Raw genomic sequence first — 23,186 nt, 5'->3', positions numbered from 1 at the left:
TTTGTGTATAATTTATGGCGGTTGAAGCGTTTACATATTACTGTTTTCGACAAATAGTGATAGTTTCCGACTTTTAGAATTGATATATGTTTTAAACTTTTGGTGACGATTTCCGACTGACACGATAGGAGGTTTTTATTGTGCTATTTTCAACATTTACCTTGTCAAAAACGCTTTTATATTACAAGGGTGGTGAATTTAAGGCCAATGGTCCTTGGAAACATAAAGAAATGTTTCACAAAGGAGACTACGAACTTATTTTTTGTATCAAGGATCCCCTTTATCTGCAGATTGGCAATGACCGGTTGACGTTACATCAAAACGAAATTCTGATTGTCCCACCGTTTACAACAATGGTTGGCTACAAAAATTCATCTAACGTCGATTTTTATTGGCTTCACTTTTTCTCGCAGCAGCAGGAAAAAATGCTGAATGTCCAAGCGCAGGAGCTATTTTTAAAGATTCAAAATAAAGATAGTGACCACACTGATAAGCAGCTGTATTTGCCAATGCAATTCAAGCTAGTCGACTACGAGCAGACTACGATTTTAATTCACCAAATTTTGTCGATTCACAATGAACTTTCCTTCATTGAAGAACGGGATTATCTGGTGTCAGCTTTGCTGATCCAACTGTACAATTCTTATTGGCATCATTTTGATTTAAGTGATGATGAAAGTTCACGAATTGATTACGTTAAAGAATGGATTCGTGCTAACATCTCAAATACGCTGACGGTAGCTGAAATTGCCGAAAAAGTTCATCTTAATCCGGACTACTTAACTCGGTTATTCAAACGTTGCACGGGAATGTCAACGTTAAAGTATCTCAACCACATTAAAATCGAAGTGGCTACGCTGCTGCTGATTCGAACCGAAATGTCGATCAAGGAGATTGCTTACAACTCGTATTTCAATGATCCGAAAGTTTTCATGCGCCGGTTTAAAAGCGAGATGGGACTTTCACCGTCTGAGTATCGAAAATCCTATAACTTAATTCATTTAAACAATCCGCACGTTGATCCACAGATTCCAATACCAAAGCGGATTGCAGATTCAATTGACTATATTCCAGAGAATGGCAGCATTCCAGAGTAACAATGAAAGGAAGCATACATGATGAATCTATTTACAAAACACTTTGCGGGTCAATCCATCGTTTCTTGGGCGCTTCAAATTATTTTGATTTGGATTGCCTGGGCTGTAAAATCGCACCAAATTCCTAATAATCTAACAACGATTTTTGGAGCAGGGGTAGTTTTACTGCTGATTTACACCAGTTTTTCGTTAGATAGGCGCGGTAATCATCATAAAGGATAAAAAGTGGCCCTCGTAAGCAGTTACTAAACTGCTTATGAGGGCCACTTTTTTTAATCGCTATGTGTGTTTGGAGGTACTGAAACTATGTGACATTATCTATAGAAGTAAACCTAGTTATTTCTTCTCTAGGCTAGCAGATGGCTGAAGATTGAAAAGCTTTGTAATTGCCCAGCTGCCTAAGATCCCAATCAGCATGAATGGGAAGAAGTCCAAACCTTGGTTGAAGAGTGGAATAATGTTACCAGCGCCTGCGTTGATGGCTTTGAAGAAGCCCATGTTAGCAAAGAATGGCGGTAAGGTATGGATGGCATCCAGAAAGGCTGGAATGAAGGTCAAGATGATCGTCGTTTTGTAAATAAACGTATTCTTGCCAATGAATGGGTGCAATAGACCTAAGAAGATCAGAGACATTGCTAACGGGTAGATGAAACTAAGTAGCGGTGTGGAGTAGGTAATGATTTGATCGAGACCGAAATTAGCAATGATGAAGGCACCAATTGAACTCATGGTCAAGAAGAAGTGGTAGCCCAGTTTTGGAAAACGGTGGCCCCAGTCTTCAGAGAGGGCGGCCATCATACCGATACATGAAGTGATGCAGGCGAGGAAGGTAACAGCTCCTAAAATGGCGATACCTGCCATGCCAGTGTAGTGTGCCATGATGCCAGAGAATGCTGAGCCACCGTCAGCACTTAACTTGAGGTAACTTAAACTAGAAGCACCAAGGGCAATCAAGAAGATGTAGATGATGGCTTCAAGCCCCATGCTGATAGCGCCAACTTTAGCAACCGCCTTTGAACGGGCACCGGTTTCGTTCATGCCAAAGAATTTAAGGGCGGTAATGATCGTAACACCAAAGCCTAAACCGGCCAGGGCATCCATGGTGTTGTAGCCCTGTAGAAACCCGTTAATGAGGTTGCTGCCGGCACCAGAGCCAGTTGGGAAGAGTGAGATTTGACGGATATCACCTTTGATGATGAAGGCCATAAAGAAAATGAAAGCTAGGAGAGCAAGTAGGATTGGGTTGAGTAATTTCCCAACGTAATCGGTGATCTTGGATTGGTTCCACGAAAGTAATAGGGAGATGCCGAAGAATAAGAATGAGAAAATCAATAATCCCATTTGATCCCAAGCCTTGGGCAAGAATGGCTGAATTCCAATGGCAAAGGTCGTGGTAGCCGTCCGTGGTGAGGCAACCAAGATCCCTAGTGTGGCGTGAATCATGATCAGGAAGAAGAGTGCGAAACCTTTCCCGGCTGGTCGTGCGAGATCATAAGCACTGTTGCTACGAGTTAAACTAATGGCAAGAATCGATAATAGTGGTAACAAAATTGCAGTTAACAGAAATCCGATGGTAGCGGGTGCCCAGTTGCCAGCAGCTAACTGTCCTAAGTGAATTGGGAAGATCAAGTTGCCAGCCCCGAAGAAGAGACCAAATAACAGTGAACCTAGAATAATATACTCGCGTCTTGAAAGTGTTTTTTTCATGTAAAAAACCTCCTGTGAATTTGGTGCAACAACGGGGTAATAAAAAACGCCCCTAGCTTATAAAAGCTAAGGACGTGTTATCGACGTGTTACCACCTTAATTTTCAACCACCTCGCGATGATTGACTTTGAAAGTACGGCGAACCGATGCGCGGTCGGTCCACGATACTTCATTGCTGTAATGGGCGCATTCCCAGTGACCACTTCGAACATTCGTCGCGGTCACGACTTGTAGATTACTTTCATCGCTGGGTCGATTACCTCGTCGCACTAATTGAGGCTCCCTGTGAATCTTGCCAGTGACTACTCTTCTACGCATAGTCTTTAAAGAACTATTTAGATATGTGTGAAACTTGTTTATGTGAATAATAATAGTCATTTAAAATTAAAAGTCAAGGATAAAATGAGATTATTTTAATTTAATTTGACATTACTCTCAGCTTAATCTCATGATAATAGATGATAGAAACTCGCTGCAATTAGTTGTCAAAAACCGAAAAATAAGCAATAATGATGGGTAATAAAGAAATGGTGTTTTAATGAGAAATGATTTGAAGCAGAAAGATGGGATAGGTATGGGAGCTCAACTCAGTAACCGAAAGATGAATGTTAAACGATTAGTCGTCAAAGTTGGGACGAGTAGCTTGGTTTACCCCAGTGGCGGACTTAATTTGAAGGTCATTGATCAACTGGCCTTTGCGCTAAGTACGCTGTGTGGACAGGGGAAAGAAGTTATTTTAGTTTCGTCTGGTGCGATTGGAGTCGGTTTAAACGCACTTCGACTGAAGGAGCGACCCAAGGAGATCAGTGAGCAGCAGGCGCTTGCTTCGATTGGTCAAAGCAAGCTGATTACGATGTTTAACCAGCGATTTGCTCACTATAATCAGACCATTGGCCAGCTTTTATTGACGCATGATGTGTTTGATTTCCCGGCTAGCAACCAGCACGTTATGGATACCTTTGACAAACTATTAGCTAGACACGTTGTTCCAATCGTCAACGAAAATGACTCAATCGCGGTGGATGAAATGGATCACCGGACTAAATTTGGTGATAACGATCAGTTGTCCGCAATCGTCGCAACTCACGTGGACGCAGATTTGTTAATCATGCTTTCTGATATAGAAGGGTTCTATGATCAAAATCCACTTAAGCACGATGATGCTCAGCTGATTTCAACCATTCATCATATTGATGACGGCACGTATGCAGTCGCTGGCGGCCGTGGCAGCCGGTATGGGACAGGTGGTATGGTTACCAAGCTAACGGCAGCGGAAATCATGCTGAAAGATCACCGTCAGATGGTGCTGGCAAGCGGCAAAGACCCAGCAATTATTTTAGATATTTTAGCTGGTAAACCAGTTGGCACCTGGTTTACTCCCGAAGAAAAAGGAGCTGTTCAACATGGCTAACGGAACGATTAATATGACTCAGTTGGAACAAATGGGTCAGCTGGCAAAACAGGCTGAAACTCAGTTGGCACAGCTATCTAACCAGCAGCGAAATGACAGCTTGATGGCAATGGCGGATGCGCTAGTTGCACATTCTGATGCTATTTTAGCTGCCAATCAGCAGGATTTGGCCAACGCAACCGACCTGAAAGCGAGTTTTGTAGATCGACTGACGTTAACGGCTGATCGGATCAATGATATGGCAGAAGGCATGCGGCAGGTGGCTCAGCTGCCTGACCCCATCGGCAGTGTTGATAAAATGTGGAAAAACGAAGCCGGTTTGATGATCGGCAAACAGCGGGTACCCCTAGGCGTTATCGGGATTATTTTTGAAGCCCGGCCAAACGTGACTGCTGATGCTTCTGCGTTATGTTATAAAAGCGGTAATGCGGTAATGCTGCGTGGCGGTAAGGAAGCCATTCAAACTAACATTGCCATCAGCGATGTTCTTCGAGGCGCTCTTAAACAATTGGGCGTGGATGAAAACGCAGTGCAGCTGGTGCATGATACGTCTCACGAAACAGCTAACGAAATGATGGCTTTGACCAAATACCTGGATGTGTTGATTCCCCGTGGCGGCCGTGGCTTGATTCAACGCGTTGTTACAACTGCTAAAGTACCCGTGATTGAAACTGGTGCTGGTAACTGTCACATTTATGTTGACCAGTATGCTGAATTACAGATGGCAGTTGATATTACGGTCAATGCCAAGGTTCAGCGGCCATCGGTTTGCAATGCAGCGGAAAAATTAGTGATTCACAGTGCAGTAGCTGAGAAGTATTTACCGGTGATTGCAGCAGCTTTAGCGGACCAAGGGGTTCAGCTGCGGGGTGACGAACGGGCTCGGGCCATCGTACCCAGCATGGTGCCCGCAACTGCTGCTGATTGGGACGAAGAATATAATGATCTCATCATGGCGGTCAAAGTGGTTGATTCAGAAGACGAAGCTATTGCGCACATTAACGCCCATAATACGAAGCATTCCGAAGCCATTATCACTGATAATTACCAAAACGGACAGCGTTTCTTGCAGCAGATCGATGCCGCCTGTGTTTACATTAATGCGTCCACTCGGTTTACGGATGGTTTTGAATTCGGCTTTGGTGCCGAAATTGGCATTAGTACGCAGAAATTGCACGCCCGAGGACCAATGGGTCTGCATGAATTAACCTCAACCAAGTACATCATTTATGGCGACGGTCAGGTCCGTAAATAGTAAAAAAGCGTTAAAGGCCTCATTGCATCTCGTTTACAGAGTGAAAATTTGTTAAAATGAGTGTAAAGAGGTGATGCGCCGTGACGATTAAAACGAATCCTGAGCAATTGGATATGCTGAAGTCGCAAATGGACGAAGCCAACCAAAAATCTCACTTCATTATTTTCGAGTCAACTGAATTTTCGAGTGGCGATAATTTACGCTTGATCACCGATTACGAAAGTTTCAAATCCATTCGGAAAGCACACGCAGATCAGGCTAAAATGCATATTCTGCAGGATATTGTGCCAATCACGGATAATTTGGCTAAGTGGGCGATCGCGGAAAGTAAAGCTGCGCATCAAAACGATGATCCGGAAGCGTTAGCTGATTTGGAACGCTATACCAACGCTGTTTTGAAGGAAAACTATATTCAAGTAAATCAGGAATGAAAAGGGTGTGACACAACTCGCTAGATTCCCGAATATAACACCAAAGAACGCCATTCCGAGTTTATCGGGATGGTGTTCTTTGGTGTTATATGGCCGGAAATCTGGGTTGTGGAACAGGCTAAGGCTATATATATTTAAGTAATAAACTAAAGCAAATTTTAAGATGTGTTTTAGCCAAGAGGTTAGATTAAATCCTTGTCGATATAGATTTATGTCACATGTCCTATTGTTGAATATACCCGGTCAAAGTTTCATGTGAAACAATCTTTCTTTGAGGATAGACTAGAAATTATGGAGTAGTGTGGAGGACTCTATACCTAGATGACTTTTGGTAACCTATCAAAATTGTAAATTAAGTTTAACTGGCCGTTAATTTAATAACTAGCAGCAAAGGCTAATACTATCAATATTGGGGAAAATAAAAAGATAGGAAGTAGCATGCCTAAAATAAGACATAGAATTAGATTTAGGTTAGTTTTGCAGAGGCGAAAAATAAGTAAGTCAACACACATAAAATAAGAAAACGAGATTAGTCCAATTGCAAAATTGTGAGTCGCTCTGAAGAAGTTTAACGCAATTGCTAAAACTAGAGCAGTCCCGGTTATGATTTGCATTATACGATACGATTTATGGGTAAACTGTGTGGCAAACGTTTCTTTTATTGACTTCATATTAATCATGACTGACTCCTAATTTAGTAGATTTTTTAGCCAATTTAGCTATTTGACACTTAAATAAATCAACATTACCTTTTTTAGCTGCCCCATGCCAAACAATTTTGGTTTTACCTGCTGAACGAACGCTTACGATCAAAGCAGAGGGATCTAGTACAGACGTATAGGCTCTTTCAATGGAAATGTCTGAAACTGTTGCAATAGTATCATTGCCATCTTTTTCTATATTCGTAGAAGCTTTAATTTTTTGTTGAATTTGTTGTTTTTGTGCCTCTGTTGCTGATTCTAACTTAGCTGAAATTAAATTTCAAGACTGATCCTCTGTTAATAAATGTGGTGTTGCCTGTAGATTCTGTGTTTTTAGTAGCTGTTTGAGTTTTATCAGGCGTTGTAGCAGCATGTGCCTGCTGTACATTTACACCTGATTCAATAATACCAGTACTCAATAGTGCAGTAGCAAAAGCTAATGATGAATATTTAATAAAAGATTTCATAAGAAAAACTCTCCCTAAACTTGATGGCTAATACGTATTAGTGAGTTGCTGTTAGCATCACTAGATTATTCGTAAGTAGCTATTTTGGGGAGAATCGGAATGCTTACCTTCTGGTTTGACAACCATTAGTTGCATTAAATAAAGAAAATTAGTTCTTGGAGTAGTTGGATTAGAAATGATGGCGAATCTTGGTCAATGCAACTTAAAGTTATTTTCCAATTGCAATTCTTCTAGCCGGCCTGTGCCCCAGCTAAACATAGCCTCGATAATGGGCATCAAGCTTTCACCAGTTTCTGTCAGACTATAGTACACAGCTTTACGGTTGTGGATTGTTTCTTCACGACGGATCACCAGACCATCGGCGACTAATTCCTTTAGCTGCTGGGCTAGCATTTTGTGCGTTGCGTCGTCTAATAACCGCTGGATTTGATTAAAACGCATGGTGCCATCGTGAAATAGGTGGTAGATCATTACGATTTTGTATTTGCCTGAAAACATCGAAAGCGTGTATTCCTTGGCACAATCGAAATCTTTTTTGCGGATTTTTTCCTGTGTATACCGTCTTAATGTGTCAGTCATATTGTCCTCCTCAAAGGCGATTTTCACATCGTGACCGCTTCACGTGATATGTGACTAAGTAAAGTAAAATGATATACCAGAGCTTCAGGTAGGACAATGAATATGAATCAGAAATTTACGGGTGTTTCTTAAAAGGTAAGGGCACAAAAAAGTGCGTTATTGCCGATTGGCGCGTGAGCCTTGATAATGGACTTACACAAAAAGGAGGAACACATGATGAAAAAAGTTGCAATTGTCGTTACCGATTTGGTAGAAGACGTTGAATTTGTTGATCCAGTAAAAGCGATTCGTGATGCCGGACATGATGTTACGGTAATTGGCTTTGAAAAAACAACCGTTACCGGTAAGCATGGTACCGCGATTATGATTGATCGTTCGATTGCTGAAGTTAACCCTGAAGACTTTGATGCGCTTTACATTCCCGGTGGCTTTTCACCGGATCAGTTACGTGCAGATAACCGATTCGTTGCGTTTACCAGGCACTTCTTGATGACCAATAAACTCATAGCAGCCCTTTGCCACGGTCCTCAATTGATGATTCAAACCGGTCTGGTTCACGGCCGAACGATGACGTCTTATCTGACCGTGCAGCCAGATCTCTATTACGCTGGCGCACGAGTTTGCGATCAGCCAGTAGTTATTGACGGCAATCTGATTACCAGCCGGGAGCCAAAAGATATTCCGGCATTCAATCAAGCACTAGTTGCAGCGCTGGCAAAATAACGGCGTCTTTAAAAATCAATAACAATCGACAACGACGAAGTCCTACGCAGGACTTCGTCGTTTTTTTGCGAATTAAGATACTAAAATAATTCAGTTTAAAGTCTTTAAAACGTTCGAACAAACGTTCAAATATGCTATGATAAAATCAGCAAAAATACCGAGCAATAACCGGTTTTAATCGGGTTCGCGGTTTCATATTGATAGAAAGGAACAAACATCATGACGTTACAATTTGTGATTGGAAAAGCGAGTGTTGATCATGAGGAAAGTCTGCTGTCAGAACTTGCAAAGGCTCAGCAGGAACATCCCAATGATCAGTTTTACTATTTGGTACCGAACCATATTAAATTTGAATCCGAAGTTCAAGTACTTACAAAACTTGCTAAACTATCCGGCGCTGAAAACGAGGCTTACGCTCAATCAGGCGTTCAGGTACTTTCACTGACTCGGTTGGCTTGGTTCTTCATGAAAAACGCGCCGGCTTATCAGTTACCGCGAATCTCGCAAGCGGGGATGAACATGCTGGTTTATCAGGCGATTTTAGACCATCAAGATGAACTGAAGCTGTTTGCTGGTGAAGCCGACCGGCCGGGGTTCATCAGTTTACTGACCCGGCAAATATTAGAGTTGAAAACCGGCCAGGTCAGTGTTCTTGATCTGGACCAAGTAGCTAAGAAAATGACGGGTACCAGCGCTGATTTAGACGCTAAGTTACATGATTTGGTATTGATTTACGATAGTTTTGAGCAGGCGATGACCAATAAGTACGTCGCCAATACGGATCTGCTGAATCAGCTGAGTACGTATTTAGAGGATGTTGATTTAAGCCACGCCCATTTTTACTTTGACGGTTTTTCTCAAACGCAGTTCTCCGCTCAGGAAATGAAATTACTGTCTACGTTGATGAAACGAGCTGCTGAAGTGAAAATTGCTTTGATCCTGGATCAGGGAACGCCAACGCCTGATGCTGTTAACGAGCAAAGTTTATTTTACCAGCCTTCCCGGACGTATATGCGGCTCTACCAAACTGCTCGGGCGCTGTCAGTACCAGTTTTACGCGATATTAAAGCAATTACCCCACGTACAACACCAGAACTGCAGCAACTGGAAAACTATTGGCAGAACACGGCCACAGGAGTCACCTCAACGCAGACGGAAACGCTGCAGCAACCTGATCGGCTACAAATCATTCAAGCAGATAACCGGTACGCGGAAGTTTCGCGAGTAGCAACCATGATTCGGCAGTTGGTGGTTGAAAAGGGCTACCGCTATCGCGATTTTCTAATTGTCACCCGGCATTTGGATCAGTACGAAACCATTTTGGCCCCCATTATGAATGCCCAAGAAATTCCGTATTTTAGTGATGTTCAGCAGTCCATGGCGGATCACCCGCTAGTAGAGCTGATCGACGCGGTGTTTGAAATCAAACGCAAGCATTTTCAGTACGCCGATATCATGCGGCTGCTCAAAACGGAACTGCTGATCCCTAAAACCGGTGACGGCCAGTATATGGCGGTTGATGATTTTCGCGACGCCTTATTTAAGACTGAAAACTGGGTGTTAAAAATGGGCTATCAAGGCCCCCGCTGGCTGCAAAAAGAGGACTGGCCCTATGCCCGGCTGCAAAGCGATGATTTAGGCACGGCAACCAGTGATGATCAGGCGACTTCAGATCAGATCAACGGTATTCGCCGGTTTGTCCGCGACACACTGGTACCTTTTTATCAAAAATTAGACCAGGTTAACAATGGCCGGGAAGCTGCGACCCTCTTAGTGGACTTTATGACTAAAAACGGGGTAGAGGACCGGTTAATGGCTTGGCGTGACCAGGCAATCGATGCCGGTGACTTAGTGCAAGCCGGCCAGCCGGAGCAGGTTTGGCAGACATTTTGTAACTTGTTGGATGAATACGTCACGATCTTAGGCGACCGGCTGTTTCAGTCGCAGGACTTTTTGGCACTGCTGCAAGCTGGGTTTGAGGGTGCGAATTATTCTCAGATCCCGTCAACGCTAGACCAGGTGATGATTTCGGAAAGCGGGATCATTCAGATGGATAACCGCAAGATCACCTTTATGATCGGTTCCACAGATAAAACCATGCCGGATACCACGTTACCGACACACTTACTTAATGATCAGGACCGGCAAAAATTAACGCTGCCAGAAGGCGAGTATTTAAACGATGACGGTATTATGACTTTACAGGGCGAGCCTTACATTAACTACTTAGCGTTTATGACACCCAGTGAGCGGCTGATTTTTACTTACCCGATCAACGCGGGCGACGATGATCAAAACCAGATCAGTCCGTACCTGTCACGAATTCAAAAGCATTTTAATTTGCCGATTATCAGTCATACGGCTACACCGCAGGCTGATCAGCATGATCTCAAACCTTATTTGGGGGCTAAGCGGGCAACGTTACGGCACCTGATTCAAGCTAGTAACGACAGCCGGGAACGCAACGTGCAGTTAAGCCCGGCGTGGCAATACGTTTACCGGGTACTTAACCAGGGGGATACACGGACGCTGACGGAAAAGTTGCTGGGCAGTATTTCCTACCGCAACGTACCCGCCCAGTTAGACGCTGAAATCGTTACCGGTCTATACGGCAGTACCATCAATAGTTCTATCTCAAAACTGGAAGAATTTTATCGTAACCAGTATGCTTACTTCTTAAAATACGGCCTGAAACTGCGTGAGCGGGACGAATTTGAACTGTCGCCGGCCAATACCGGGGAATTCTTCCACGCTGCCATGGATCACTTAATGAAGCGGGTCAACGCGGAAAAGATTGATTTGGCGGATCTGGATGAGCAGCAGATCAACGAGTTGATCGATGACATTACCGGTCAGATCCTGAACGACCCTAAGAACTTGCAGTACGCGATTTTGAATAGCAGTCACCGAATGGCGTTCATCAAGAAACAGCTGATCGGCGTTGTCCGGCAAATGGCAGTGACGTTTCATAAACAGAGCCAGTACACACCAGTGCGTGCCCGGAAGACGGAAGTTTTATTCGGTCATATCGGCGCGGAAGACGGTTTACCGCCGCTGGTATTTGACTTGCCAAAGAAGAAGCAGATCCGTGTCCGCGGCAAGATCGACCGCATTGATACGCTGAAACTACCGAATAACCAGTACATCGGCATCGTGGATTATAAGTCCAGTGAACACACGGTTAAGTTCAACGATATTTATGAAGGCATTGCCATGCAGATGATGACTTATCTAGACGTGGTTCAGCAAAACATGGGCTTAATTGCCGATGACCCGGATGCTCAGTTGGCGGGTGCGCTCTATTTGCACTTGCAAAATCCGCGGTTAAAGCCGAGTGATATTAAAACGGATGTTTCTAGCGCCTTGCTAGCGAAAGAACGCTACGAAGGGGTGCTGGTCGCAGACGATGACCTGCTTCACGGACTGGAACCGAAGCTTTCAGTCAGCGAAGCGGCCAAGGTCTTTCCGTTTAAATTCAAGAAGGACGGCTCAGCTTCAAAATCCAATTCGATCATTACTATGGCTCAACTGGAAAACCTGTTGAAATACACTGAGATGAAAATTACTGAAGCGGGGGATAGTATTTTCAGCGGTCAGGTTGATATCAACCCGTATAAACCGCTGAGCGGGCCAACGGCCATGACCAATTCACCGTATACCGCGATTATGCAGTTTGATCCAATGCTGCCGGAGAACAGTTACCGGCTGCAGTCGGCACCGTCTAAGGCTGACGAGATCTTACGACAAATTAAAGAGGAGGTCGAACGCCGTGAAGTACACTAAGAGTCAGCAACAAGTATTAGACACTCACCAAACGAATTTGCTGGTATCAGCCTCCGCTGGTTCCGGTAAAACGCGGGTTTTGGTGGATCGCGTTATCAATATGATCCTGGCCCATGAGAGTCTGGAAAACCTCCTCATCGTGACCTTCACGCGGGCCGCGGCGGCGGAAATGAAGGACCGGATCGAAACGGCCCTTAGACAGCAGATCAGTCAAGCCGACGCTAGCGAACAGCGTTACCTATCCCGCCAGTTAGCGGTTTTGCCAGTAGCTGATATTAGTACGCTGGATGCCTTTTGTCAGCGAATCGTGGAGCGGTATTATTATTTGATCGATTTGGATCCCGTTTTTCGGATCCTCGGTGACCAGTCGGAAAGTGCGCTGCTGCAAGATGAAGTTTGGAACGATGTTCGTGAACAGCTATACCAAGATGATGAAGACGGTGCCTTTAAACGGCTAGCGACCAATTTTTCAAGTGACCGCAGCGATGATGGCCTCACGGATAAAGTGATGCAGGTGTTCCAATTCATGGGCGCTAAACCGGATCCCGAGACGTGGCTAAAAACGTTAGCTGAGCCCTATCAGGTTGATGGTCCCTTAATGGCCAGCCAAATCGTGCAGGAACAGCTTTTACCGTTGATCCAACAGCAACTAGATACGGCAAAACAGGAGCTGCAACAGGGCCGGGAACTCGCAGCAAACGCTGGGATCGATAAAGCCGTCGCGTATATGGACAGCTTATTGTCGCCGTTGTCGGAGTTCCATATGGATGAACTTTCATGGGATGGTTTGCGACTAGGGCTCAATGAATTTCCGTGGGGGCGGCTGCCTAGCATTGGTAAAAAGGCAGCTGAATACGACGATTATCAGGCAATTAAAGAAACGTACGTGACGCACCGGGATAACGCTAAGGATGCGCTTGAAACGGCGGCTAAACTGATGCCGTTACCCGAAGCAGAAACCACTGAAGCGATGAAGAACAGTCAGGGAATTGTGGCTGAATTAGCAGCGGTGGTACAAAAATTTGCCACTGCCTATGACGCGGAAAAACGTCGCCGGCACGTGTGGGAGTTCAGTGATATCGAACACTTTGCGCTGCAGATACTGCAGACTAAATCGCCGGAAGCCGTGGCGGTTCAAAAACAGCTTTCCCAGGATTACCACGAAATTATGGTGGACGAATACCAAGACACGAATGAATTGCAGGAAGCTATCGTGACCACCTTAGCGCATGAGCATCCCGGCAACCTGTTCATGGTGGGGGATATTAAGCAGTCGATTTACCGGTTTAGGTTGGCGGAACCCAAGCTGTTTATTGATAAATTCAATCGGTACCAAGAAGACCCGGCAGCTGGTAGGGAAATTACCTTAGCAGAAAACTTCCGGTCCATGAAAAACGTCGATGATTTTACCAACTTAATTTTTACCCAGATCATGGATGAACAGCTGGGTCAGATCAAATACGCCGGGTCAGCTAAACTGGTTTACGGTGCTAGTTATCCGGATACGCTGCCAAACGTGGCTTCCTTGATGATTTACGATACTGAAGCCCCAACCACAGCTGAAGCGGATGAGGTTCCGGACGGCGATGAAGGACAGGTCACGCTGATCGCTCAAAAGATTCGCGAACTGCTGGCGCAGGATACCCAGATCTGGGATCGCTCCAACCAGGCAATGCGGCCACTGAAATACCAGGATATTGCCATTATTGCTTCAACTAAAAAGAATAATTTGGAGATTCAAGACCAGTTTGGCCGAGCCGATATTCCGGTGCAGATCAACGATGCGCAATCTTACTTTAAAACTACGGAAGTCCAGATCATGATGTCAATGCTGAAGCTCATTGATAATCCGTATCAGGACATTCCGTTGGCTGCGGTTTTGCGGTCACCGATCGTGGGGTTGAATGAAAATGAATTAGCCTATTTAAGAATCACTGATAAGACGGATGACTACTATTCAGCACTCCTGCATTTTGCCCATGCCTACCACACCGAATACGCGGGGAATCAGTACGCTGATGAACTTTATCCCAAGATCCAGAAGTTCTTGGAACAGCTGAATCAGTTTCAAACAACCGCCCGCCAAAAACAGCTGGCAACTTTGATTTGGCAAATTTATCAAACTACCGGGTTCCTGGACTACGTTGCTGGGATGCCAGCGGGACCGCAGCGGCAGGCAAATCTGCACGCCCTGTATGAGCGGGCAGCCGACTACGAGCAAAACGGGTTCAAGGGGCTGTTTCAATTCGTGCGGTTTATCGAACGAATGCAGAAAAATGACCACGACCTGGCGGAAGCCAAAACCAGGGCGACTGAAAATGCCGTTCAAGTGATGACGATTCACGGCAGTAAAGGCCTGGAATTTCCCGTGGTGTTCTTACTAAATGCTTCAAAGAAATTCAACCTCCAGGACCTCACAGACCGTGCCATCCTGAATAACCAGCTCGGGATCGGGATTGACTATTTCGACCCAGAAAAGCGGGTCACGGCACCGACTTTACCAAAGCTGGTGATTCAAGCAGCCACCCGTAAGGAAGCGCTGGCTGAGGAAATGCGTAAACTATACGTGGCGTTGACCCGTGCCGAACAGCGGTTATACATTGTGGCTGCCTGCAAGGGTCAAAGCAGTCTGCTAACACGGTGGAGTGCTGCTAATCATGATGACTCGCTGGTCTTGAACGCTAATTTAAGGGAAAAAACGCACAACTTCTTAGACTGGATCGGCTTAGCGCTGATGCGTCACCCGAAGTTTAAACTAAATCCAGAAAAGAAGGTTTTACCCGCTTTAAAAGAGGATGATACCCAGTTTGAGGTTAATTTCTATTCGGCCGATGACTTGATTGGAATGGGACCGCGTCTGAAAGCCGAAACGGGTGATAAATGGCTTCAGGATCTTAAGAAACAAGCCGCCGCGTCAGATTATGCCGAAGTTAACGTGGATGAAATCGACCAGTTAATGAACTTTAGTTATCAGCACCAGGCTGAGACCCAGACGACCGCTTACCAGTCGGTGTCGGAAATTAAACGGCTGTTTGAAGATCCGGACTTAAAGCAGTTAGGCGATTTTCAGCCAAACTGGCAGACGGCTCAAGGCGGTAACCGGTTTGTGACGCATGAACTTGCCCAGCCCGCGTTTATGCAAACGATCAATGAACCAACTGCCGCTGAAGTTGGGACGGCGACCCACTTAATTTTTCAGGAATTAGATCTGTCTCAGCCAGTTGACCTCAGCGCGGTTCAGGCGGTTATCAATCGGTTAGTTGACCAAAAAGTGATGCAGCGGCCGGTGGCAGACCGGATCAAACAGGAACAAGTCGTCAACTTTTTTGCCAGCGAGTTTGGCCAGACTATCTTGCAGCACCGGGATAGTTTGAAACGCGAAACACCGTTCTCACTGTTACTGCCAGCTAAAGCCGCGTTTGCGACGGTCGAGGATGAAACGGCCAAGATCTTGATTCACGGGATCATTGACGGTTATTTTGTTACCGAAGAGGGGGTTACCCTGTTTGATTACAAGACGGATCATTCGCAGCCGACAGCAGCTGGTATTGAAAAAGTGAAGCACCGTTATGAAGGCCAGCTGAGGCTATACGCGTTAGCACTGGAAAAGATGCTGCACCAGCCAGTCAAGCACCAGTACCTGTACCTGTTATCGATCGACCAACTGGTCCGCGTCTAGGCATTTGTAACGGTTATGTAGTGAAAATTTAATTTTTCTTAAGATACTGATTTAAACCAATTTCAGCTGAATAGCTAACAGCCCCTACCACAGTGCGATAAAGCCACCTTTGGTAGGGGCTGTTGCTTGTTTAAGGGGAATTTGTAGAAAATGCTTTAAAATCGCTGATAAAGCCAATGTTAGCTGATGGTGAGTTTGTTTTCATTACGGCTATCATGGCATAATAAAGGTATTAAATTAGATAACTGGAGAGAATCGTTTTGAGAAAAATTTATGAAAAGCTCCCAGTGTGGCTTATTTATACAATCATTTTTACTTTAATTACGCTTTGTACGTTTGGTTCCCTGCGTTTCATGGGTTTAACCAATATTTGGCGGATGGATGGCATTGCCCAGCACTATCCGATATTGGCGCAGTTTTACCGTATCCTGCATGGGACAGCCCATCAGTCCCTATTTAGCTGGTCTTGGAACCTGGGCTTGGGTGCTGACCAGATGACCACGTTTGCCTACTACGTCGTGGGTGATCCGTTTAGCTATTTGATCGCGCTGTTTCCCGCTAGCCAGCTGCAATTAGGTTATCTGCTGCTGACCATTTTACGGCTATACGCAGTGGGATTAGCCTTCCTGGTGTTTGCTAAGCAGCTGCAATTGAAGCGGGGCGGTCGTTTAATTGGGACATTGGTCTATACGTTTACCAGCCTTTCCTTCTACGTTTCGTTTCACCACCCGTTTTTTCTCTTGCCGCTGATTTTCTTCCCGCTGCTTTGCGCGGCAGTTGATAAAATCTATCACGGCCAGTCGTTTCTGTGGCTGGTGGCGATCACGGCAGTGGTTTTGATCAGTAACGTTTACTTTGCCTACCTGCTTGGGATCGGTTCGCTGTTTTTTGCTGTGATTCGCTATTTTGATTTGAAACGGAAAGGGGAATTAGTCCGTTCGTTCCCCAAATCGTGCGGTTATTTCGGGCTGACCGTTGTTATGGCGCTATTGATCGCGGCAATGGTGCTGTTGCCAAATATTGACGCAACGTTAAATTCTTCCAGGTCTTCCGGCGCTTCTATTTTCGCGAATGGACTGAAGCTTTATCCCGGGATCTACTATCTGAAATTACCGAATGCACTGCTGGATTCCACCGCGGGTCGGCTCTATTGGGCGGTTATGGGGACCAGTGGCCTCTCACTGCTGGCCATGATGTGGACTTTGCGGCACTTCAAAAAATATTTCATGTTAAACGTCACTTTGATCCTGATTTTAGTTGGCATGCTGCTGCCCCAATTCGCGGCTGTCATGAACGTCATGAGTACGCCATCAAACCGGTGGTTATTACTGGCACAGCTGGTATTTGCCTTAACGGCAGGGATCTTTGTTGATCATTTGAATGAACTGGTGCCGGCGGACTTTAAGTGGCTTCTTTCTGGCACGGTGATCTTTCTGGCACTGTGTTGGGCCGGTAACGGTTTTCTGTTCAAACTAAGTGCGCACCGGCTTATCATTTACGGTATTTATTTACTCTTCTTGCTAGTGATTGCTGCTGGTCTGATCTTTGGGTTCAAAGGCGTCCGGTTCCGTTTGACGTTACTGTCGTTAGTGATCGTTAATTTGATTAGTCTCGGTCTGGGATTATATAGCAGTAACTATAATCTTACGCTGCGAAGGGATGAACTAAGCCGCGGCACCGGTGATCACTGGATGAAAGCCTACTACGATTACGCGGATCGCTATTTAAAGCAGCACGACCGCTCATTTTATCGCACGGCCACGACGTCGAACTATTATCACCCGCACAACATCCCACAAACCATGCAAACAGTGGGGAACAATATTCCGATGCTGCTGGATACGCATACGATTGGTTCATACTTTTCGGTTCAAAACAAGGCAGTCAACGACTTTAACAAAACACTGCAGAATAGTGAAAACACGATGAATAATCCAACCAGTAACGTGGATAATCGCACTACGATGTCTTCGTTACTCAACGTTAAGTACTTATTCGTCCGTGCCAATCAAGTGGGGAAAGCTAAGGTACCTTACGGGTTTAAGATCGTTAGGAATAAACAGGGCAAGCCAAAGCTATTTTCAAACCGGTTGGTCTATATGCTAGACAACCAAAGCGGGACGGCCCTTTATCGTAATCAGTATGCCTTACCGCTGGCCTACACGCAGACTCAGCAACTGGATCGGAACGCGTTTTTGAAGCTGTCTGCTAATGACCGCGAACAAGCGCTTTTAGATGGGACGCTAACTGCCCACCGGCTGCCCGGCGTCAGGACGGTCAAGGCTGGGACGGTGACCAAACCGGTTGCTTACTCGGTTAAAATGCACTATCAGCCGTTCACCACGGTCGCTCAGGCCATGGCTTATCGGCTTAAGCACGATACTAGCGAATCAGTTACAGGAAAAATTAAGGCCAAGAAGTTAACGCCTAAACAGGTTAAAAGAAACAACAATAAGGCTAAAATTTCAAAACCTAGTCAAGCAGTTATGAAGTTACTTCAACAAAATAGGGGCATTGTTGAGCAGAATAACCAGGCTAACCGTTACGGCTTGAAGGAACTGACTAGTGATAAATTGGGTCAAAATGCCGATTACACGGTTACCCTGAAAAACCCCTCAGCTTACAAGAATTGTGAACTGTACATGGAATTTGATGGCATCAGGGCACAATTTCCTTCAATCAGTGATCGCCTGAATAACACAGCCAACCGTTCCTTCATGGCCAACGTCCCGTTTTCACCGGGGATCAGGTTAAACGATTGGCGTGATTTCACCAAGAAGCAGAACTTTGACGCGTTTAATCTGGTTGTTAAGTCACCTAACCGCAAGGAAATCGTTCAGCAATTGCCGATCGATAATATGTCGGACTATGAAAAGAAAAACCAAACTCTGGTTAATTTGGGCTACTCTAAGCAAGCCCGTAAAACGATCAAGGTTTCATTTACCAAGGCTAAACGCCTAAGTTTCAAACGGGTTCGGATCATCGCCGTACCGTTTGATCAGAATTACCGTCAAAAAACGACCCAACTTCAAAACCAGACGCTTAAGCAGCTTAGGGTCACGAATAACCGGGTCTCGGGGGCAACGGATGAACCCCAGGCGAGTGTCTTAACGACTTCTATTCCTTACACCACGGGCTGGCAGCTCACGGTAGATGGCCATCACACGCCGATCCAGCAGGTTAATAATGGGTTTGTCGGTGCTAAGCTTCCGGCTGGCCGTCACCAGATTCGCTTAACTTACCAAACTCCCGGACTGTTAGCCGGGCGCTGGCTTTCAGCAGTTGGGCTGATACTGTTTGTCTTCGGCACTGCCGTGGAAGTCTGGCGGTGGTTAGGGCGTAAACAAGTAACGAAACACTAATTAGTGCAATTAAATCGGTAAAACAAAGGCCTGCTTTTTCAGTTGAAATGCTGAAAAAGCAGGCCTTTGTAACCTTATAATTGCTGTAAACTGATCAGGACGAACAACATGAAAACTGCCACAATGATCAGTGGTAACGTTGAATTTAACGTAATCCGGTGGTCATGACGAATGCTAACGATGATCACGCTCAGCAGAGCAATCAAACCAGCTGCATATAAAATCATTAATTTAAGCTGCACTGCAGTATCTGCAATGGTCATAAAGCCTCACCTCACTGACTACTTGATTAGTAACTGATAGGCGTAACGAATGGCATTATCTCGTTGCATATGGACGATACCACGATAGTCAAAACCGCAGCTGGTAATCACGTGACGCATTGCCTTGTTGTCTGGATGGGTATCAATACGGACATCCTTGAAACCCAGTAAACCAGAAATGGTAATGAGATCATTCATGAGGGTTTCCGACAAATGGTGTCCCCGAAAATCGCTGGCAACGGCAATTCTATGAATGGCAGTATAGTGGTCTTGGGTGTCATTGTCCCACTGACCGCCTTCAATTTTGAGGTAGTTGACGTCAATTCCCTGGTGCAGTGCAGCGGTTCCGGCAATCGCATTGTCGTAAATCAAAACGAAGGTAATACCGTCTTCGATATCTTGCTTCAGGATGGCCGGATTAGGATAGCCATCTTGCCACTGATCGATCTGCTGGTTTTTTAAGTAGGCTTGAGCGCCACTAATAATGGCCGTAATTGCGGGTAAGTCTGCTTGGGTAGCCCGCCTTAAATAGGTTGCTGGCATGGTTTGCCTCCTAATGAAATTAATGGCTTAAATTTTACTCCTTTTATTGCTTTTTAAAAAGGTCTAGCGCACTATAAAAATGATGGGAGCGGTTATTAGATGAAGTATGAAGATATCAGATTAGCAACGTTTATTGAACGGCCCAACCGGTTTATTGCCCATTGTCAGCTGGCGGATGAAACCGTGACGGTGCACGTCAAAAATACTGGCCGCAGTAAAGAACTCTTGGTACCCGGTACGCAGGTCGCCCTAAACTACCAGCCAAAAAAGACGCGGAAGACGGCTTATGACTTAGTTGCTGTTAATAAGCAGGGCCAGCACTGGATCAATATTGATAGTCAGCTACCGAACCAGTTAGTGAAGGAAGCTCAGCTGGCGGGACAGCTGCAGTTGCCGGATTTACCGGAGCTGAGTCAATTTAAACCAGAAACCGTCTACCATGATTCACGGCTGGATTTTTGGGGGCAAACACGATCAAGACAGGATCTGTGGATCGAAGTGAAGGGGGTCACTTTGGAGAACGATGGGGTAGCTGCTTTCCCAGACGCACCCACCGTACGCGCGGTAAAACACGTGCATGAGCTGACGCGAGCCGTTCAAGCGGGTGCGATAGCTTACCTGCTATTTGTGGTTCAATTGGATTACGCTCGAATCATGACCATTTACCGGCAACGGGCACCTAAATTGACCGCCGCGATTGAAACGGCGCAACAGGCTGGTGTTCACGTGGTGGCGTTGGACTGTCAGGTGACGCCAGATACGGTAGCGCTGAGACGACCAGTCCCCTTTGACCTGCACGCTCATTTTGAAGAAGCTAAGTAACGCGGTATGTAAAAGCCTCCTGATCAGCTAAGTGGTCAGGAGGCTTATTTAACTAACGATGCACGGAAAGGGCGATACCCATGCCGCCGCCGATACAAATTGCTGCCATACCGGATTCGAGTTGTTCATGCTGTAATTCGTGGACAAGCGTGGTGAGGATGCGGGCGCCGGATGCGCCTACGGGATGGCCTAACGCAATGGCACCACCGTTGACGTTCAGCCGGTCTTCAGGGATTTTGAGATCCCGGGAAACTGCTACTGACTGAGCCGCAAAAGCTTCATTTAACTCATAGCGGTCGAAATCAGTAACGGACTTTTGCTGTTTTGCTAATAGTTGGCTGATGGCGTAATAGGGGGCGTATCCCATGATACTTGGGTCGATGCCCACTTCTTGGTAACCATCTAGTACGGCCAGGTAGTCTAATCCGGCAGCATCGGCAGCTTCTTTAGACATTAAAACCAGCATACTGGCCCCATCGTTGAGACCGGCTGAGTTACCGGCAGTAACGGTACCATCCAGTTTGAAGGCCGGTTTTAGATGACTCAGTGCTTCCATTGAGGTATCAGGACGGATGGGTTCATCTTGGACCATTTGGCTGGCCGTCTTGCTAGCAATGGCGACTGGTACGATTTCGTCTTTAAACTTGCCTGCGTTGGTTGCGGCGAATGCCCGCTGGTGGGAGCGTAGCGAAAAGGCATCCTGATCAGTCCGGGACACGTGGTATTTTTCAGCCACGTTTTCGGCTGTGATGCCCATTAGGTCCTGTGTGAAGGCATCACGCAGTGCATCGTGTTCAATACCATCCAAGACTTTTTTTTCACCGTACTTGGTGCCGCGGCGCATATCAGGCAGCAGGTACGGGACGTTTGACATACTTTCGGTACCGCCAGCTAGAACGACATCGGCGTCCCCCATAATAATGGCAGACTGGGCAAGCCGAACCGCTTTAATCCCAGATCCGCAGACTTGGTTGATAGTCATCGCCGTACTGGTATCTGGCAACCCGCTGTTAAGGCTGATTTGGCGAGCAACGTTTTGACCGGAACCGGCTTGTAGCACGTTGCCAATGATGGCTTGTTTAATTGCTTTAGGTTGAATGTGTGCTTGGCGGATGGCCGCCTTAGCAGCTAACGTACCCAGCTGAACGGCTGAATAATGAGCTAACGTGCGTCCCATTTTCCCAATTGGGGTCCTGACCGCACTTAGGATAACGACTTCTTTCATGGTTAACTTCCTCTTTAAATTCAATGTACATCTGATAAGGATACATGATAATCGTTAAAATGTCTTTAGCTTTAATGTTGCTTTACCAGATTTTTAAGGGTTTGTATTATAGTAGAATCTTTCATATAATGATGAAACTTGATTAGGAGGTCGGTATTAATGAAACAATTCGATGATCAGTTAGATCAGTGGCTTGAACAAATTACGGAGGTGCCGCTGATTCATAATTTGCCGCAAGCCGATCAGCAAAATGTAACGTTGATCGATTCAATCGTGATTCAGGCAGCGATAGAAGGTTATGGTAAGCAGCCTGGTGAGTGGAATGAGGCGCTATTTGCAGACTTGTTTTTTAACCGGTTTGTGAGGTTGCTGGATGATAATGAAAAACAGCCACGGCTCTTTGGTTTAATTCCAACGGCGCTGATGGCGTTAATGGAAGTGGTACAGCCGGACCAGCAGCCGAAGCTGATGAATTGGATCAGAAAAAGCCACGATAAGCTGATTCACTTATATGATCCGGTGGCAGACAAGTTTTATGCCCAGCTTTCTGAAGCGATGAGGGTAGCTAACGTAGATATGAGCGATCAAAGCAAAGTTGCGGCTTTTACCCGGCAGTATTTACGCCAGCACCCAGAACAGGGTAGATCGCTTTTTACTAAAGGTATTTAACATGAGAAATAGATGTGGGGATGAATTGGTGCGTTTAATCCGGCAAAAGTAGGGATACGTAGGTGTTTTGATGAGCAAGCTAGTCAAAGTATTCGAAAAGTTAGTGTGAGTAACATTAAAAGTGAAAAATGGCGTTGACACAGATTGGTGTGGATGATATATTAGTTAAGTTGCTTCGCGAGGAAGACAAGAATTTATGAATATAAATAATTATAAATTCATGTTGACTTTCTTTCTACGAAGCGTTATATTAATTAAGTTGCTTGCGACAGATATCAAAATTCAAAATTATAAAATTTAAAATTTTGGTTGACAAGTTATAAGCGATGAGATATGATTATAAGGCTGGTTCATGTGAGTGATTCAGCTTGGTAGACCTTTGAAAACTGAACAAAGTTTTGTTTCACAAATGTGCAGGGTATATCAGTTTCGGCTGATATCAAATGTAATTTGCGAAGTCAATTTCGCT

General features: G+C 45.4%; 17 protein-coding genes. 11 read left to right on the top strand and 6 right to left on the bottom strand.

Annotation, left to right across the window (positions count from 1 at the left end):
• Positions 1 to 140: 140 nt before the first annotated feature.
• Both CES81_RS09740 and CES81_RS09735 read left to right on the top strand, forming a co-directional pair.
• A complete protein-coding gene (locus CES81_RS09740) occupies positions 141 to 1,097 on the top strand; it encodes a helix-turn-helix domain-containing protein (RefSeq protein ID WP_089121604.1) in 957 nt (318 codons plus the stop codon).
• An 18-nt stretch (positions 1,098 to 1,115) separates the two neighbouring features.
• Positions 1,116 to 1,319, top strand: coding sequence for a hypothetical protein (locus CES81_RS09735; RefSeq protein WP_225356376.1), 204 nt, complete (start codon positions 1,116 to 1,118; stop codon positions 1,317 to 1,319).
• A 114-nt stretch (positions 1,320 to 1,433) separates the two neighbouring features.
• On the opposite strand, the gene brnQ is transcribed toward CES81_RS09735, so the two are convergent.
• Complete coding sequence (brnQ, locus tag CES81_RS09730) at positions 1,434 to 2,804, bottom strand: branched-chain amino acid transport system II carrier protein (protein ID WP_089121602.1); 1,371 nt, start codon at positions 2,802 to 2,804, stop codon at positions 1,434 to 1,436.
• Positions 2,805 to 3,378: 574 nt separating this feature from the next.
• Here brnQ and proB point away from each other — a divergent pair.
• The 3 genes from proB (at position 3,379) to CES81_RS09715 (ending at position 5,901) form a co-directional block, all read left to right on the top strand.
• Positions 3,379 to 4,215, top strand: a complete 837-nt coding sequence (gene proB / locus CES81_RS09725; protein WP_089121601.1) for a glutamate 5-kinase — start codon at positions 3,379 to 3,381, stop codon at positions 4,213 to 4,215.
• Positions 4,208 to 5,470, top strand: coding sequence for a glutamate-5-semialdehyde dehydrogenase (locus CES81_RS09720; RefSeq protein ID WP_089121600.1), 1,263 nt, complete (start codon positions 4,208 to 4,210; stop codon positions 5,468 to 5,470). The genes proB and CES81_RS09720 overlap by 8 nt, the downstream gene beginning before the upstream one ends.
• A gap of 80 nt (positions 5,471 to 5,550) precedes the next feature.
• Positions 5,551 to 5,901 (top strand): hypothetical protein, encoded by a 351-nt coding sequence (locus tag CES81_RS09715; protein WP_089121599.1) that lies wholly within the window; start codon positions 5,551 to 5,553, stop codon positions 5,899 to 5,901.
• A gap of 964 nt (positions 5,902 to 6,865) precedes the next feature.
• Here CES81_RS09715 and CES81_RS09705 read toward each other — a convergent pair.
• Positions 6,866 to 7,069 (bottom strand): hypothetical protein, encoded by a 204-nt coding sequence (locus CES81_RS09705; RefSeq protein ID WP_089121597.1) that lies wholly within the window; start codon positions 7,067 to 7,069, stop codon positions 6,866 to 6,868.
• A gap of 192 nt (positions 7,070 to 7,261) precedes the next feature.
• Positions 7,262 to 7,648: a winged helix-turn-helix transcriptional regulator gene (locus CES81_RS09700; RefSeq protein WP_089121596.1), complete on the bottom strand. Its 387-nt coding sequence runs from the start codon at positions 7,646 to 7,648 to the stop codon at positions 7,262 to 7,264.
• A 213-nt stretch (positions 7,649 to 7,861) separates the two neighbouring features.
• Here CES81_RS09700 and CES81_RS09695 point away from each other — a divergent pair, with 213 nt between their 5' ends.
• The 4 genes from CES81_RS09695 (at position 7,862) to CES81_RS09680 (ending at position 19,195) form a co-directional block, all read left to right on the top strand.
• Positions 7,862 to 8,371, top strand: coding sequence for a type 1 glutamine amidotransferase domain-containing protein (locus CES81_RS09695; RefSeq protein WP_089121595.1), 510 nt, complete (start codon positions 7,862 to 7,864; stop codon positions 8,369 to 8,371).
• A 219-nt stretch (positions 8,372 to 8,590) separates the two neighbouring features.
• The gene (locus tag CES81_RS09690; RefSeq protein ID WP_089121594.1) at positions 8,591 to 12,154 is read left to right on the top strand and encodes a PD-(D/E)XK nuclease family protein; all 3,564 of its coding nucleotides are present in this window, start codon (positions 8,591 to 8,593) and stop codon (positions 12,152 to 12,154) included.
• Positions 12,141 to 15,833 carry a helicase-exonuclease AddAB subunit AddA gene (gene addA, locus CES81_RS09685; protein WP_089121593.1) on the top strand — a complete coding sequence of 1,231 codons (3,693 nt, stop codon included), beginning with the start codon at positions 12,141 to 12,143 and terminating at the stop codon, positions 15,831 to 15,833. Before CES81_RS09690 ends, addA begins: the two co-directional genes overlap by 14 nt.
• A 260-nt stretch (positions 15,834 to 16,093) precedes the next feature.
• Positions 16,094 to 19,195: a YfhO family protein gene (locus tag CES81_RS09680; RefSeq protein ID WP_089121592.1), complete on the top strand. Its 3,102-nt coding sequence runs from the start codon at positions 16,094 to 16,096 to the stop codon at positions 19,193 to 19,195.
• A 74-nt stretch (positions 19,196 to 19,269) separates the two neighbouring features.
• Here the strand turns inward: CES81_RS09680 and CES81_RS09675 are convergent, their stop codons facing one another.
• Positions 19,270 to 19,458, bottom strand: coding sequence for a hypothetical protein (locus CES81_RS09675; RefSeq protein WP_089089420.1), 189 nt, complete (start codon positions 19,456 to 19,458; stop codon positions 19,270 to 19,272).
• 18 nt (positions 19,459 to 19,476) lie between these two features.
• Positions 19,477 to 20,001, bottom strand: coding sequence for a GNAT family N-acetyltransferase (locus CES81_RS09670; protein WP_089121591.1), 525 nt, complete (start codon positions 19,999 to 20,001; stop codon positions 19,477 to 19,479).
• Between the two features lie 99 nt (positions 20,002 to 20,100).
• Here CES81_RS09670 and sfsA point away from each other — a divergent pair, with 99 nt between their 5' ends.
• Positions 20,101 to 20,823, top strand: a complete 723-nt coding sequence (gene sfsA, locus CES81_RS09665; protein ID WP_089121590.1) for a DNA/RNA nuclease SfsA — start codon at positions 20,101 to 20,103, stop codon at positions 20,821 to 20,823.
• Between the two features lie 52 nt (positions 20,824 to 20,875).
• Here sfsA and CES81_RS09660 read toward each other — a convergent pair whose 3' ends face one another.
• Positions 20,876 to 22,048: a thiolase family protein gene (locus tag CES81_RS09660; protein WP_089121589.1), complete on the bottom strand. Its 1,173-nt coding sequence runs from the start codon at positions 22,046 to 22,048 to the stop codon at positions 20,876 to 20,878.
• Between the two features lie 159 nt (positions 22,049 to 22,207).
• On the opposite strand from CES81_RS09660, the gene CES81_RS09655 reads away from it, so the two are divergent.
• The gene (locus CES81_RS09655; protein ID WP_089121588.1) at positions 22,208 to 22,717 is read left to right on the top strand and encodes a hypothetical protein; all 510 of its coding nucleotides are present in this window, start codon (positions 22,208 to 22,210) and stop codon (positions 22,715 to 22,717) included.
• The last annotated feature ends 469 nt before the right edge of the window (positions 22,718 to 23,186 follow it).

Origin of the sequence: Secundilactobacillus pentosiphilus (assembly GCF_002217985.1) — a bacterium.
GTDB lineage: Bacteria > Bacillota > Bacilli > Lactobacillales > Lactobacillaceae > Secundilactobacillus > Secundilactobacillus pentosiphilus.
The sequence above is the reverse complement of the archived record's forward strand: the minus strand, read 5'-3'. Positions and strand labels throughout refer to the sequence as shown.

Coding starts and splice junctions, on each gene's coding strand:
- CES81_RS09735 (WP_225356376.1), top strand. CDS start 1,116: ATGATGAATCTATTTACAAAACACTTTGCGGGTCAATCCATCGTTTCT.
- brnQ (WP_089121602.1), bottom strand. CDS start 2,804: ATGAAAAAAACACTTTCAAGACGCGAGTATATTATTCTAGGTTCACTG.
- proB (WP_089121601.1), top strand. CDS start 3,379: ATGGGAGCTCAACTCAGTAACCGAAAGATGAATGTTAAACGATTAGTC.
- CES81_RS09720 (WP_089121600.1), top strand. CDS start 4,208: ATGGCTAACGGAACGATTAATATGACTCAGTTGGAACAAATGGGTCAG.
- CES81_RS09705 (WP_089121597.1), bottom strand. CDS start 7,069: ATGAAATCTTTTATTAAATATTCATCATTAGCTTTTGCTACTGCACTA.
- CES81_RS09700 (WP_089121596.1), bottom strand. CDS start 7,648: ATGACTGACACATTAAGACGGTATACACAGGAAAAAATCCGCAAAAAA.
- CES81_RS09695 (WP_089121595.1), top strand. CDS start 7,862: ATGATGAAAAAAGTTGCAATTGTCGTTACCGATTTGGTAGAAGACGTT.
- CES81_RS09690 (WP_089121594.1), top strand. CDS start 8,591: ATGACGTTACAATTTGTGATTGGAAAAGCGAGTGTTGATCATGAGGAA.
- CES81_RS09675 (WP_089089420.1), bottom strand. CDS start 19,458: ATGACCATTGCAGATACTGCAGTGCAGCTTAAATTAATGATTTTATAT.
- CES81_RS09670 (WP_089121591.1), bottom strand. CDS start 20,001: ATGCCAGCAACCTATTTAAGGCGGGCTACCCAAGCAGACTTACCCGCA.
- sfsA (WP_089121590.1), top strand. CDS start 20,101: ATGAAGTATGAAGATATCAGATTAGCAACGTTTATTGAACGGCCCAAC.
- CES81_RS09660 (WP_089121589.1), bottom strand. CDS start 22,048: ATGAAAGAAGTCGTTATCCTAAGTGCGGTCAGGACCCCAATTGGGAAA.
- CES81_RS09655 (WP_089121588.1), top strand. CDS start 22,208: ATGAAACAATTCGATGATCAGTTAGATCAGTGGCTTGAACAAATTACG.